Source organism: Hydrogenimonas thermophila, from assembly GCF_900115615.1.
GTDB lineage: Bacteria > Campylobacterota > Campylobacteria > Campylobacterales > Hydrogenimonadaceae > Hydrogenimonas > Hydrogenimonas thermophila.
On sequence record NZ_FOXB01000023.1, the window covers coordinates 21,552 to 35,401 of the forward strand.

General features: G+C 31.5%; 12 protein-coding genes and 1 pseudogene. All 13 read right to left on the bottom strand.

Annotation, left to right across the window (positions count from 1 at the left end; all coding sequences use genetic code 11):
- Positions 1–30 precede the first annotated feature (30 nt).
- The 13 genes and pseudogenes from BM227_RS07905 to BM227_RS13205 all read right to left on the bottom strand — a co-directional run bounded on the left by BM227_RS07905 (position 31) and on the right by BM227_RS13205 (position 13,489).
- Complete coding sequence (locus tag BM227_RS07905) at positions 31–1,605, bottom strand: BatD family protein (protein WP_092912759.1); 1,575 nt, start codon at positions 1,603–1,605, stop codon at positions 31–33.
- Positions 1,586–2,368 carry a tetratricopeptide repeat protein gene (locus BM227_RS07910; RefSeq protein WP_092912760.1) on the bottom strand — a complete coding sequence of 261 codons (783 nt, stop codon included), beginning with the start codon at positions 2,366–2,368 and terminating at the stop codon, positions 1,586–1,588. The genes BM227_RS07905 and BM227_RS07910 overlap by 20 nt, the downstream gene beginning before the upstream one ends.
- Entirely contained in the window at positions 2,365–3,330 is a 966-nt protein-coding gene (locus BM227_RS07915; RefSeq protein ID WP_092912761.1) for a vWA domain-containing protein, read from the bottom strand. Before BM227_RS07915 ends, BM227_RS07910 begins: the two co-directional genes overlap by 4 nt.
- The gene (locus BM227_RS07920) at positions 3,331–4,224 is read right to left on the bottom strand and encodes a vWA domain-containing protein (protein WP_092912762.1); all 894 of its coding nucleotides are present in this window, start codon (positions 4,222–4,224) and stop codon (positions 3,331–3,333) included. It lies immediately after the preceding gene.
- Positions 4,221–4,625: a hypothetical protein gene (locus BM227_RS07925; protein WP_092912763.1), complete on the bottom strand. Its 405-nt coding sequence runs from the start codon at positions 4,623–4,625 to the stop codon at positions 4,221–4,223. The genes BM227_RS07920 and BM227_RS07925 overlap by 4 nt, the downstream gene beginning before the upstream one ends.
- A complete protein-coding gene (locus tag BM227_RS07930; RefSeq protein WP_092912764.1) occupies positions 4,622–5,449 on the bottom strand; it encodes a DUF58 domain-containing protein in 828 nt (275 codons plus the stop codon). Before BM227_RS07930 ends, BM227_RS07925 begins: the two co-directional genes overlap by 4 nt.
- Positions 5,446–6,393: an AAA family ATPase gene (locus tag BM227_RS07935; RefSeq protein WP_092912765.1), complete on the bottom strand. Its 948-nt coding sequence runs from the start codon at positions 6,391–6,393 to the stop codon at positions 5,446–5,448. Before BM227_RS07935 ends, BM227_RS07930 begins: the two co-directional genes overlap by 4 nt.
- A 135-nt stretch (positions 6,394–6,528) precedes the next feature.
- A complete protein-coding gene (locus BM227_RS07940; RefSeq protein WP_092912766.1) occupies positions 6,529–8,487 on the bottom strand; it encodes a mechanosensitive ion channel family protein in 1,959 nt (652 codons plus the stop codon).
- 18 nt (positions 8,488–8,505) lie between these two features.
- Positions 8,506–9,348: a formyltetrahydrofolate deformylase gene (gene purU / locus BM227_RS07945; protein ID WP_092912767.1), complete on the bottom strand. Its 843-nt coding sequence runs from the start codon at positions 9,346–9,348 to the stop codon at positions 8,506–8,508.
- A 195-nt stretch (positions 9,349–9,543) separates the two neighbouring features.
- Positions 9,544–10,014 (bottom strand): CZB domain-containing protein, encoded by a 471-nt coding sequence (locus tag BM227_RS13350; protein WP_394358779.1) that lies wholly within the window; start codon positions 10,012–10,014, stop codon positions 9,544–9,546.
- Positions 10,012–10,986, bottom strand: a pseudogene (locus BM227_RS13200) (methyl-accepting chemotaxis protein); the annotation flags it as partial. The gene BM227_RS13350 and the pseudogene BM227_RS13200, both read right to left, overlap by 3 nt.
- A complete protein-coding gene (locus BM227_RS07955; protein WP_092912769.1) occupies positions 10,983–11,537 on the bottom strand; it encodes a PAS domain-containing protein in 555 nt (184 codons plus the stop codon). The pseudogene BM227_RS13200 and the gene BM227_RS07955, both read right to left, overlap by 4 nt.
- A 179-nt stretch (positions 11,538–11,716) precedes the next feature.
- Positions 11,717–13,489 (bottom strand): methyl-accepting chemotaxis protein, encoded by a 1,773-nt coding sequence (locus BM227_RS13205; protein ID WP_092912770.1) that lies wholly within the window; start codon positions 13,487–13,489, stop codon positions 11,717–11,719.
- Positions 13,490–13,850: the final 361 nt, after the last annotated feature.

Genomic DNA, 13,850 nt, shown 5'->3' on the forward strand with positions numbered 1-13,850 from the left:
TTATAAGCGTATTATTTTAGCAATATTTTATTAAACCCCTCTTTTGCTATCACCACTCTCCTCTTCAATCTCTTCTATAATCTCTGCCAATAACTTTTTATCTATACGGTGAGATGCACCTTTAAACAGGTTCTCTTCTAGCTTCTTTACAGCATCTTCAATTTGTGGATCGTCTTTAATATATGGCAATAGAAGTTCAAAAAGCTCTTTTTCATCTTTGGCTTGTCGTATAGCACGAGCTTTACTACTTAAAGATTTCATAGATACTCTGTTTTGTCTAAACTTTGATATACCAAAAGCAGATAAAACTCCTACTGCCAGACCTATAATAAACATAAGCCAACCTGAAGCTGTCTGCTCTTTTTGTGATAACATTGCACTACCTACGTTATTCTCTTTATCTTTACTATCTTTTTTAACCACTTCAGGTTGTTTAACTATTTTTTGCTCTATGTTAGTATCTGCTTTTTTACCACCTTTGACAAAAATTTTAATTGGCTCACTCTTAATCTCAGTTGGCTGATTGGTTTCAGAATCTACAAATTTAAGAGTTAATGAAGGAATAGTAAAATTACTCTCTGCAACTACTGTAATAGTTTGCATAAATGTTCCGCCATACTTTCCGTTACTTATGCGTGTATCTATTTTTGGTTCATCAGCATAGACTACTGCATCAGGAATATTTAGATCAAACTTTTTAATATCATCAATATTTCCATACCCATCTATGCGAATGCCTACTTTAACTGGCTTGTTTGCTTCAACCTCCTTTTTATCTACAGTAACGCTTATATCAAATTTTCCGTAAAGCTCTAAACTGTTTGGAAGTGGCTTGACTTCAATTGAGAGAGTGTTAGAAGCAATGCGTTTTGTTTCAAGTCTTGCAAACATTGTGTTAAAGAAATCATCATTAAAAAATGGATCATTCCCAAATGGTTGCTTAACTGCCACACGCCTTGCCAATTTAGCAGTCAAAGGCTCCAATTTAAAGTTTCCTGCTTTTTGAGGGAAAATTATATATTTAACTTTTTTAACAATATAATTACCTTCAACATACTCTTGAACATTACCTACCTGTTTTATCCAAAAGTTGGAAAATTCAGGAGACTCTACTTGGCTCTCTACATAATTTTTATCTCTTCTATACTTTAAAGTTACAGTTAGATTCACAGGTTCTCCAACATGAACTTCTCTTTTATCTACACTCATTGTAAGTATGGCATCACTTCCAGCTGATGAAGTTGCAACTTTTGTTACTTTAACTTTAATAGGATCTGTCTTATAAGTTTTACCATCAATTTTTAGTTCAAATGATGGAATGGTTACATCTTTCATTGGAGCGAAAGTGTAGCTTTTACTTAAACTTTTGGTTATATTGCCATTAATAATAGAGATATTAGAGCGCTGTGCAGTCCCTAAAACAGGAAAATTATCAATAGAGTTAATAACAGGGAAATCTATATTTTCACCCTCGGCTGTAATTGTAAATGTTACTGTATCGCCTCTAGTTACCTCTCTCTTATCTACACTTACCTGAACATTTGAAGCAATGAGCCATACAGGAATTAGAAATAGAGTTATTAACTTACCAAGGATGTTTCTCATTATCTGCTCCTTTATTTTCTGTTTGCAATGGAAGCATCAGTGTATGAATACCTCTTTGATTTAAAACTTTGTTCCACTTTCTAACCTCCATATCACTGATTGGTTCATCTTTTTTTATAACTCTGCGATTTTGCTCTTTTTTTTCATCTCTTTTTGAGTCAGATTTTTTCTTCTCTTGTTTCTCTTTCTTATTTTGTTCAGATTTCTCTTTTTTATCTTTTTGCTGATCTTTTTTGTTATTTTTTTGGTTTTGGTTCTGTTTATTACTTCTATTTTTTTGATCACCTTTTTTATTTTGATCACTATTTTGTTTGGAATTTTTATCTTTACTGTTTTGACTTTGTTTTTTATTTTGTTGATTTTGTTTTTTTAATTTTTTAAGTAGTTCAAGATTGAACCTTGTATCTTTATCTTCTCTAATTTTAAGAGCCGCTTCATACATATTTATTGCATCATCAAACTTTTTTAGATTTGCATAGCAATTTCCCATATTATGAAGCTTTTCAAACTGCAGATTTTTTGAAGAGATAGATTTAAAAAGTGTCAGAGCTTCTTGAAATTTGCCTGCTTTATAGAGTGCATCTGCTGCATTAAATTTTGCTTCATCATTGCCCTCTTTGGCTATTTTTGCATAAAGCTTAGCAGCTTTTTCATAATTACCGCTCTCATAAGCATTTTTTGCTTCATCTAGAGTTTGAAAATCAAAGATTGATGCATTTAAAAATTGTATTAAAATAAATAGTAATAAAATTACTTTTTTCATACTCTACTCCATTTAGGAAGTGAAGAAAAGCTCATAAGAAAAAGAATTATTGCAAGCATCAAAGGGATTTTAAATAACTCTTTTCTATCTCTAATGACATCCTCTTTTATCTCTCCTGAATGCAAACTATCTTTAATAATCTCTGCTAACTCCTTTGCATCTGCAGACTTAAAAGAGAACTCTTTATAAACACCACCGGTAGCTTCAGCCAAACTTTTAACAGCCGAGTTAAGATGAGTAATAACCACATCTCCATTCTCATCACGTACAACATCTCTGCCAATTTTCATTACTCCACCCTTATCAGTTCCGACAGCATAGATGAAAACTTTAATTCCTTCTCTTTTTGCAAAATCAATCTCTTTAGAAAAATCTTTTTTATCTCCTCCATCAGTAAAGATAAGCAGTGCTTTTTTCGTACGGTTTTTAAGAAGATTTTTTGTAACCTCTAAAGGAGCCATCATATCGGTTCCCTTTAAAGAGATATAGTCAAGTCCCATATGCTTAACCAAATATCTCAAAGATGCATAGTCACTTGTCAAAGGTGCCACAAGAAAAGCGCGAGAGCTAAAACCTATTACTGCAATGCGAGTATCTTTTAAATTTTCAAGAAGATCAAAAAATTTTCTTTGAGATAGCGAAAAACGGTTAGGGTAAACATCATTTGCAAACATCGATCTTGATATATCAAATGCTACAACCAAATCAGTTGTTTCACTTTTTACCTTTATCTCACCATTGTCTATTACAGGACGAGCCAATGCTACAATTCCAAGTGCCAAACTAGCAAGCAGTAGAGCTTGACGGTTACGCCTGCTCATTCCACCACCTTTAGCAACCATCTTTTCATAAAGTTCCGGGGTAAAATAGTTTTTTAATGCATCTTTACTTTTACCTAAAAGTACCCACAACAGTGGAATCAAAAGCAGTAAAAACAGAACATAAGGATATAAAAACTGCATCTACCAACCCCTTCTTTTTCTAACAACAACCAAAACAACCATCAACAAAAGAGCCATACTCAAAGGCCACATATAGTAGTAACTCTTTTTAACATACTTGTTTCCCTTAATATCACTCTTTTCAAGCTGATCAATCTCTTTATAAATCTCAATTAGCTTTTGTTTAGAATCAGCTTCAAAAAACTTTGCACCTGTATCTTTTGCTATTTTTTCAAGTACATAAGGATTATAATCTCCTCTTGCACCTATACCGATGGTATAGACTTTTATTCCATACTTTTTAGCAGTATTTATTGCCACTTCTAAAGGTACACTGCCGGCATTGTCCATACCATCAGTCAATAAAATAGCAATTTTATTTTTTGCTTGAGAATCTTTAAAAAGCTTGGTACTCATAAAAAGTGCTTCATACAGAGCTGTTCTTCTAGTACCGGCAATACCAACATCAACCTTTTTAAGAAGACGTAAAAGAGACTCTTTATCGTATGTCAGTGGTACTGCAACATAGGCAAAATCTGCAAATATTGTTAAACCAAGCTTATCGTGTTTTCTTGCTTTGACAAACTCTGTAACAATCTCTTTTACTATCTCAAATTTATTGCTTTGAGACATTGAGCCACTTGCATCAAGAATCAGAGATATTTCATACCCTTTATCGTTTTGAATGACAACTTCATTTTTAACTACAGGACTAGCAAGTGCAGTTACAAGTAAAAAAAAGGCTGTAAACTTAAGAAAATTAAACCAGGTTGTACGCTTTTTACTTACGTCTTTTAAGCGTTCACTTCCTGGAAACCAAATGCTTTCAAAGCGTGGTTTGCACCATCTGTTGCAGATAAAATATAGAATAAGAGTCAAAAAAGCTAAAGGCTCTTCAAAAGTAAAACCACTCATTTTATAAACCTGCCTATAAACTTTTTCATATTCAATCTATCTTGTTCACTAAGTTTTGGTACATCTTTTTTATATTTATACTTTTCTAAATCTTTTTGCAAATTTTCAAACTCTTGCAACATCTCTTGATCATCACCTATTAAAACAGGTAGATACTCATCAAATGTATATACTGCCATTTTTGAGTCTGTAAAATCTATTTTTTTAAGCTTCTCTTTTACTTCAAGTACAGGATCAAAACGTTTGCGTCGCTTAGAGCCTCTTTTATATTTAAACCAATAAACAAGTGCCAATAAAAGCAAAAAAATAGTAATAATAAGAGCTAAAAACAACCAATAGGAAGAGTCTGGAACTTCTACAGGTGGTTTAATATCTTTTAACTGAGCTAGCTCATCTTTCATTTAAGCAACTCCCTGAGTTTAATAAAAGGATCCTCATTAGTATAAATTTTTACAAAAGGGATGCGATTTTTTTTAAAGTGAGTAAATAGTTCAGTATCGTGTCTTTCAAGCTCCTCTTTAAAAGATAAAATAACACTATCATCAATATCTAAACTATTATGACTCTTGCTGACTGGATCGATTAGATCATATTCACCAAACAGTTTTGGATCCTCTTCAAAACGATCTCGTACAATTACAGCATAAACTTCATGTTTTCTTGCAAGCAAGCTAAAATCAGGCAAATCATAAAAATCTCCAAGAAGTAAAACAATAGATCGTTGTTTTATAGCATTTAATAGATAGTTAGAGAGTTCATTAAAATCAGCACTACGACCAATTACATCTAAATTTAAAGCATACTCAAGTGTTTCATAAACACTGTTTGCTGATTTAGTAGGTTTGAAAAATCGATCTAAGTTCTCATCAAAAAATATTGTTGTAACTCTATCTGAATTTTTTATGGCAGAAAAACTAAGCAAAGCCATGACTTCTGCCATAACTTCCTGTTTTTGTCTTTGTGAACCAAAATAGATACTACCACTTGAAATAAAACATATAACAATATTAAGTTCACGCTCTTCATTAAAGACATTGACATAAGGCTTTTGTTCTCTGGCTGTTACATTCCAGTTAATTTTTCGTACGTCATCTCCATATGCATACTCTTTCAACTCACGAAAGTCTATGCCATTCCCCTGAAAGACTGATACATTATTACCAATATTTTGACCAAAAAGCCTTCGTTTTGTCTTGATTAAGAGCTCTTTTACCTTCTGTTTCATGGTAAACGTACAGCCTTTTGAACAGCTTTTATGATGGTCTCACTTGTAATGCCTTCTGCTTCAGCTTTATAGTTCAAAATGATTCGGTGACGCAAAACGCTTTCAAGTACTTCAGCTATATCAACAGGACTGACATAATCTTTACCTCGTATAAGTGCAACAGCACGACTTGCACGATAGAGATCTATAGAAGCACGTGGACTTGCACCAAACTCTATATACCCAGCCATATCATTTAAACCATACTCACTAGGAAAACGTGTAGCAAATATGAGTTTTAGCATATACTTTTGCACAGCATCATCTACATGTATATTATCAAGCTCTTTTTGCATATTTTCTATATCTTCTTTACTAGCTACTTGAGAAATTTCACCAAAACCTTTTTTTGCTACTCGGCTTACAATCTCAAACTCTTCATCAATAGAGTTATACCCTACATTGACTTTGAGCATAAAACGATCAAGCTGTGCTTCAGGCAAACGGTAAGTACCCTCTTGTTCTACAGGGTTTTGCGTAGCCATTACTAAAAATGGACGCTCTACTTTAATAGAACTGTCAGCAATAGTAACTTGCTTCTCTTGCATTACCTCTAACAGTGCAGACTGCACCTTTGCAGGAGCACGGTTTATCTCATCAGCCAAAAGCAAATTTGTAAATATAGGTCCTCTTTTAACCTTAAACTCTCCACTCTTTTGATCATAAATTTCAGTACCTGTTATATCACTTGGAAGAAGGTCTGGAGTAAATTGAACTCTTTTAAAGTTCAAGCCAAGAGCCTTAGACAATGCATTAACTGCTGTTGTCTTAGCAAGTCCAGGCACTCCTTCTACCAAAAGATGCCCTTCACATATAAGTGCAATAAGCATTGCATCAACCAAATGTTCATGACCTACAATAACTTTACCAACCTCTTTTTTTATATCTTCTATTATCTGATTCATAGATTTCCTTTAAAATATTTATAAATTGATACACTGAATTTTTTTGTATGAAATTATAGTAGTCTATTGTAAAACCATAACTAATTAAAAGTAAATGAAAGGTAAACAAAGAGAGAGCCAAAAGTTTTAATATTACTAAACTTTTGGCTTTTCTGAAATAGCTTTAAAGCTTTTTTCCACATTTTCAGGATCAAAATAGATAGATTGAGAAGGAAATGCAAACTCAAGGTTATTTCTTTCTAAAATCTCCCATATTTTAAGTAAAACATCCTGTTTAATTTCAAGCCACTCTTTCCAAACAACAGTTTTTGAAAAAGTATAGATCAAAATATTTATAGAAGAGTCAGCAAATTCATCTAAATAGACTAATAGCGTTGTTTTTATACCATATTTGTCTTCTATGGAAACAAGTTTTTTCTCACGTTTAGATTTTACAATTACCTTTTTATCAACTCTTTTTGGAGTTGCAATTCCAGGATGAGATTCAAGCATGGCCGCTATTTCATCAATAGCTTTCATTACACTCTCACGGCTTGCTCCATAACTGACACCAATGTGCATCTTAATGCGTCTACCAACACTTCTTTTGCTCCAATTTTTGATATATGAGTTTGCAAGGTTGGCATTTGGTACAGTTATAAGTGCATTGTCAAATGTTCTTATCATTGTACTGATAAACCCTATCTCAACAACAGTACCTTCTACATCTTTTGTCTCTATCCAATCACCTTGAGAAAATGAGTTGTCAAAAATTATCTTTAAAAGTCCAAAGAAGTTACTTAATGTATTTTGAGCAGCTAACGCTACAGCCAAACCTCCAATACCTAAAGAGGCAAGAAGACCGGTTATGTTAACTCCCATACGCACAAGAAGCATAAAACCAGCAATTATAACTATTGTTACTTTTACTATAGAAAGAATTAAATTTACAAGCTCCTGCCGTAAATGTCTGTTTTTTAGTTCATCTTTTTTAAAAAGGTACTCTGTAAAAATAGAATCTACAAGAATTAAAAGAATATAGACAATAATTCCTAAATAAAGGGCATATAAAAAGAGAATAAGTTTTTCTGGCAATGCAGATGGATATAACAGTACTTCAAGCCCAAGCTCAAAACCAAAAGCAATAACTAAAATTAGAAAAGGACGACGAATACCATTTAAATTAGCCAATAAAAGGTCATCTACTGCATCCTCTTTTTTAATTATCTGTTTTTTTAAAAATGCATAAATGCGATAATATATAAGGTAACTTGCACTCCAAGCAAAAAGCATAATAAGAACAAAAAGTACAAGTCGACCCATATCAAGATGTATATATCTAAGTGTTGTATTGATTTTAGCAAAAGAGCTGATTGAGTTTATATTATCAATCATAGAGTTAAGATTTAGAATTGCTGTTAAAGAGCGATATTTAAGAAGTGTTGGATTGGACAAAAGATAGTCTAAAAAATCTTGATAAAAATCTACCTGCACACGAAGTTCGAGATAGTTTGAAACAATTTGCTGTGATATTTGATTGTTATCATTTTTAGATAACTCATAAAACTTTTTAAAAGTGCTAATATCAATAGTTTTAAGCCAATCTCTCTCTTTTTTTATAATTGATTCAATTGCTTTAGCATCTAATTTTGTCCAGTTTTCTGCCAAATTTACAAAAAAGTTGTAAATATGCTCCTTTGTCTGTAGTGTAGCAAGAGCTATTTTATCTCTTGTAACAGCAACTTTATATCCATATTTACTATTTACAGTAATCCTTGTCTTCAACTTAGCTCGAATTGAGTCAACCTCAGAAGAGTTATAATATGGATTATTTCTACTTTTAACCTCATAAGGTTTCTCTTTAATCAAAGCTATGAGTTCATTAAATTTTTGAACACGTTTATCGATCAGTTTTGTTACATCCTCTTCTGAAGTCTGCATTTTTGTTTCATTTTTGGTAATATTGGAATCTTTTATGGGTTCTAAAACTTTGGATTCAACTATTTTATGAGCATACAGCTCGTTTTGTATATCTATAAAAGTCTGCCAAAATGAACTTGATGCTAATAGACAAGTAACTAGTAAAAATGGAAACAGCAGATTTATTTTTTTCATCAAATATTAACTACCATTTTAATCAAAAATAACTGTTTTGTTTGCATAAACAAAAATCTTATCTTCAAGAGCAAGTTTAAGCGCTTTTGAAAGTACAATTTTTTCTACATCTCTACCTGCTCGTTGCATCTGTTTCCAATCCATCGTATGATTAATTGGAATTGTATCTTGTGCAATAATAGGCCCTTCATCTAGATTATTGTTAACAAAGTGTGCCGTCGCTCCAATGATTTTTACACCACGATCATAGGCTTGTTTATATGGATTTGCACCTATAAATGCAGGTAAGAAAGAGTGATGAATATTTATTATACGCTCTTCATAGGCTGATACAAACTCAGGTGTAAGAATTCTCATATACTTAGCTAAAACTATATAGTCAATATCACCAAACTGCTCAAGAGCTTCAAGAATTTTAGCTTCATGCTCTGCACGTTGCAAACCTTCATGACTAACACATACATATGGAATATCAAACTTTTCTACTAAAGATCTAAGAGAGTCATAGTTAGAAATAACACCTAAAATTTCAGCTTCTAATTCATTAGCTTCATGGCGTATTAAAATATCTCCTAAACAGTGACTCTCTTTAGTAGCCATCAATACTATACGTTTTGGTCTAGGCTCAATAAGACGTATATTTGCCTTATTAGGCAAATAGTTTTCCAGCTCCTTTTTTAATGCATCAGGATCAAATTTTCCACTAACTTCACTACGCATAAAAAATTTACCATTTTGAGCATCAACAAACTCTCTGTTATTCTCTACATTGAGTCCAAAATCATAAAATGTTTTACTTATTTTATATACAAGACCTTTTTCATCTTTACAATCTATAAGCACACGATAATACTTGGTCATTTAAGCCCTTTATTCTATATGTTTCAAGTTTAGTAATTATACAATATACCTATTAATACTTCTCATAACTTTTTATTTTTAAATTTAGGTGATTTTACAAGAAAGTTCTATTTTTTGTAGATAATTTTCAATTTTTATAAGAGATACTATTTATAATAGCACTAAACGCTTTATTGTTCAGTGCTATTATAAAAATCAAACTGTAGAGATATCAATATCTTCTCCAACTTTTTCAGATAATTGGTCCATTAATGAGAATAACTCTTCACTATACTTTTCTGCTTCTTTGAATCTATCAATAATAGTATCTTTGTTCTCTAGATTTAGTGTATTTTCACCATCTTTAATTAACTCAAGGTTTTTATCTATAAATTCATGAAACTTTTTATGTGCATCACCCATTTTTCTAAAAATATCAAGATTTCCAAAAAGCTCTTTTCCTTTTCCATGATACCACTTTCCAAAGTCGCATGTTTCATAATTTGTATGCAATATTTCATCTGCAACACTTCCATTAACAACTGCAGAGTATGCTCTTGATTTAAACATAATATGGTTTATTTTAAAGACTTCCATAAATATTGAAAAGCTTCCTTTATTGGACTCTTTTGCAACAGATAGAAGATTTGAGTTAAATTCATTCATAGTTTCTGCAAAATTTTTCATTGTATTACTAGATTTTTCTGCTACTTTATTAATATTTTCTGCATTAGTCTGAATATTTGATGATTGCTGTTGTAATGATTTAATAGTTATAGTTATTTCGCCAGTTGCCTTTTGTGTTCTCTCAGCCAAATTTCTTACTTCATCAGCAACAACAGCAAAACCACGGCCATGCTCACCAGCTCTTGCTGCTTCTATAGCTGCATTAAGTGCAAGAAGATTCGTCTGATCTGCAATATCTTTAATTAAAACAACAACCGAGTTTATTTGATTTACATTTGAGTTTAAATTGTCTATGGCTTCAGTTGTATCTTGAACCAATACACTAAGATTCTCTATATCTTCATTTGCCTCTTTTACTGCATTTAAAGTTTCTGTAGATGTTTTATATGCTTCACCTGTTTTTGTAGAAGAGAGCCTTACTACCTCATCAAGTTTTAAAACATCATTGGTAATATATCTCATACTACCTTTTAAACCATCATTAATTTTTGAAAACTCTGTAGATAAAATCCCCATAGTCTGGTACTTGGCATTAGCTTTTAAAGCTTCAATAGCTTTTTGAATAGCTTCCAAACTATCTTTAAACTCTCCATGCAATCCACTTGAAAAGAGATTTCTTTCATAATCTCCATTACTGACTGCCTGTATGGTATATTTAGTCTCCCTTAAAATAACTTCCATCTGATCAAGAGCATTATTTAGATGCCAAGCTACTCTCTCTAGTTTTGTCTCATTTTTATCTAATTTAACTCTATCGGTCAATTTACCTTCAGAAACATTTTTTAGAACATAGTCTATTTGGTTTAATAGTTCTGAACTATCATCATTTTTAGAATTTTCAATTGGTACAAAATAGAGAATAACAGACAATAAAAATATTACTGCTGCTGCAATATACTCAGTAATGTATACTAAATAGAGCGCACTTAATACTGCAATAGCTAAAAATGATATTACCTTTACATTTTTCATAGCTTGGCTCCCATTTGAAGACTCATTACCAATGTGTTATAAGATATCTTATGCTCTTTTAAAAAATTTTGCAGAAGCTTTAAGGATGCATCCATTCCACCCTTTCTCTCTTCATCAACAAGTAATCTATAAATTGGTTCAATCTGTTCTATTGCTGATCTTGGTGGCTTTCTTCTAAAAGAGGTATATCCAATAATATTACCACTACTATCATAATCTGGTGTTATATATGCAAAAACCCAGTAAAAACCACCATCTTTTCTCAAATTCTTTACAAATCCAAAAAACTCTTTCCCATTTTGAATTAAATCCCAAGCTAACTTAAATGCTATTCTTGGCATATGAGGATGCCTAATTAAATTATGATTTGCCCCCATCAACTCTTCATGGGTATAACCTGCCATCTCCATAAATACTTCATTAAAGTATGTGATATAACCTTTTTTATCTGTTTTCGATACAATAAAATCGTTATCATCCATAATCTTTTCATTTGATGTAATATTTTTAGGAGCATCAAGTTTGCTCAGTCTCCTTCTTTTTGACTCCATATCTGCACCCTTTCTTTTAAGACTTAACAATTACAGCAATTTTCCCACTCCAACTCCATTAGCAACACTGTAATTTTAATTTTAAATAAAATAAAAATACTAGCACTAATAGTTTATTATAAATGAGATAAAATTTATCTGAAATAAATGTTAATTAAATTATTTACATCAAAAACTTGTTAAGTTTTAAACTTATCTGTCTCCTCTTTTAATGAGGTAACAACATTATGTAATGTGTTTGATACCTGACTCAAGTTATTACCAACCTTTTCTGATATCTTAGCTTGCTCAATAAGCTCTTTTGAAACTTCAGTTAAAGACTTTACATTTATATCTATTTTTGTTGTCTCTTTTCTAGCATTTTCAACCTTTTCAATAGTTCTATCTAAACTTTCCATAGTATTGTTAGTCTCATCTGCTAGCCCTTGAGTTATTTCACATATTTTTACACTCTCTTGAGAATTTTCCTGAATTTGACTCTCTATTTCTATAATTCCCTGTGTAACCAAAGATATAACTGCGTCAATCTCACTTAATGATTTTTGAGTCTTTTCAGCTAATTTTCTAACTTCATCTGCTACTACAGCAAACCCACGGCCATGCTCTCCAGCTCTTGCTGCTTCTATAGCTGCATTTAGTGCAAGAAGATTTGTCTGATCTGCAATATCTTTAATAATTCCTATAATCTCTTTAATTTGTGATGAGCTTTCAGTAAGTTCAGAAGCTTTATTTGCTAAATTCATCTCTTTTGAAGAGGCTTTTTTTATCTCTTCAATAGTTCCAAGTAATGAACTAACATTTTTACTTAAGTTCTCTTGAGTATGCTTGATATCTTCGGATGTCGAGAATATACTCTCTTTAACACTCTCCAGATTTTCTTTTATATGACTTGTAAACTCATTATTTTTTTCTATTAAATTTGTCTGAGTATTAATAGTCTCTTTTATAGTTTCTGATGCTTTTTCAACATCACTTCCTACATTTGCCGATAAAGATGTAGTACTTTTCAATTTATCTACTATATTTTGAATCTTTTCAATAAATATATTCAAGTTTTCAGCTATAGCACCAGCCTCATCTTTTGAAGAAATATTGACTCTTTTTGTTAAATCCCCATCTCCTTCAGCTAAATCTTCTGTTATATCTTTCAGTGTAACCAAATCTCCTCTTAACTTTTTTACAATAAAAGCATTATAAGCAAAGATCAATACAACTATCAAAATGAAAACAATTAAAGCATATTTAAATGTATCAATCATTTGAATCATCTTCTCTTTTTCAGAAGCTAAATCTATTTTAACTCCCAGGTAACCGCCACTCTCTCCCTTTTTCCAATGAGTATGACATTTTATACAATCATTATGAACTGGTAGATTATAGTAGGCTACAACATATTTACCATCTTTTTTAAAAGCCATTCTTTCTTTATTGAATTTTAAATTTTTTGGAATTGAATAGTGGCATCTTGCACAATTTCTATCTTTTGGATGTAATTTTTTATACATACACTCTGTAATTTTTGAATCTTTAATATTTTTATAAAACCAATCACTTCTCATCCATAGACCATTTGTCTGATCAAAATATTTAATATTTGGATTAAAAAATTTTCCGTCTTTTCGTACAAAAGGTAGTCCTACACTCTTTTCACCTATTTTATACATCATAAGACCATCTCTACTGCTTGCAAAAACATCTTTGACTCCATCAATTGTTTTAAGCCCTTCTACAACTTCTTGAAATGAGTGTCTCTGACCTTTTTCAATAGAACTTTTAGAAAATGTTATATATGACTTAAGTATGTTGTTAGCATATTCATTTGCCTTTTTATCTACCAAGCTATCTGCAAAATTATTTAAATAAATCAAAATACCAAATGCTAAAACACCTAAAATAACTAAAGGTATAACAATAATTTTAAAAAATAGTGCTGATTTAAGAAAATCTTTCATAACTTATATCCTCCTATAATACATTTATAACTTCTCATCACTCAAAAGAGGATGAAAAAGTTATAAAAGTTGTGTTAGCATAAAGACAGTTGTGTTAGCTGCTTTTTGCAATTCACAGTCAATGGCACAAATTAAAGATCTGTTTGTCCTTGTCAGAAGATGACCCAACAAAGCCTATCTAATTTGGGCTAGCTAACTCACCTATGAAACGCTATTGGAGAGCTTATGTTCTACCGTTCTATAGAGTTAGGAGGCTGTGAGCACAACCCAAATATCAAGCAATCAAGAAGGAGTTATGTTTTATGTACTATGTTGGCATAGATATTGCAAAGAAAAGTCATGTTGCTTGTATTATGAGAGA

Bases quoted from the DNA above. Each gene is read 5' to 3' on its own strand.
- BM227_RS07905 (WP_092912759.1), bottom strand. From the start codon at position 1,605: ATGAGAAACATCCTTGGTAAGTTAATAACTCTATTTCTAATTCCTGTA.
- BM227_RS07910 (WP_092912760.1), bottom strand. From the start codon at position 2,368: ATGAAAAAAGTAATTTTATTACTATTTATTTTAATACAATTTTTAAAT.
- BM227_RS07915 (WP_092912761.1), bottom strand. From the start codon at position 3,330: ATGCAGTTTTTATATCCTTATGTTCTGTTTTTACTGCTTTTGATTCCA.
- BM227_RS07920 (WP_092912762.1), bottom strand. From the start codon at position 4,224: ATGAGTGGTTTTACTTTTGAAGAGCCTTTAGCTTTTTTGACTCTTATT.
- BM227_RS07925 (WP_092912763.1), bottom strand. From the start codon at position 4,625: ATGAAAGATGAGCTAGCTCAGTTAAAAGATATTAAACCACCTGTAGAA.
- BM227_RS07930 (WP_092912764.1), bottom strand. From the start codon at position 5,449: ATGAAACAGAAGGTAAAAGAGCTCTTAATCAAGACAAAACGAAGGCTT.
- BM227_RS07935 (WP_092912765.1), bottom strand. From the start codon at position 6,393: ATGAATCAGATAATAGAAGATATAAAAAAAGAGGTTGGTAAAGTTATT.
- BM227_RS07940 (WP_092912766.1), bottom strand. From the start codon at position 8,487: ATGAAAAAAATAAATCTGCTGTTTCCATTTTTACTAGTTACTTGTCTA.
- purU (WP_092912767.1), bottom strand. From the start codon at position 9,348: ATGACCAAGTATTATCGTGTGCTTATAGATTGTAAAGATGAAAAAGGT.
- BM227_RS13350 (WP_394358779.1), bottom strand. From the start codon at position 10,014: ATGAAAAATTTTGCAGAAACTATGAATGAATTTAACTCAAATCTTCTA.
- BM227_RS07955 (WP_092912769.1), bottom strand. From the start codon at position 11,537: ATGGAGTCAAAAAGAAGGAGACTGAGCAAACTTGATGCTCCTAAAAAT.
- BM227_RS13205 (WP_092912770.1), bottom strand. From the start codon at position 13,489: ATGAAAGATTTTCTTAAATCAGCACTATTTTTTAAAATTATTGTTATA.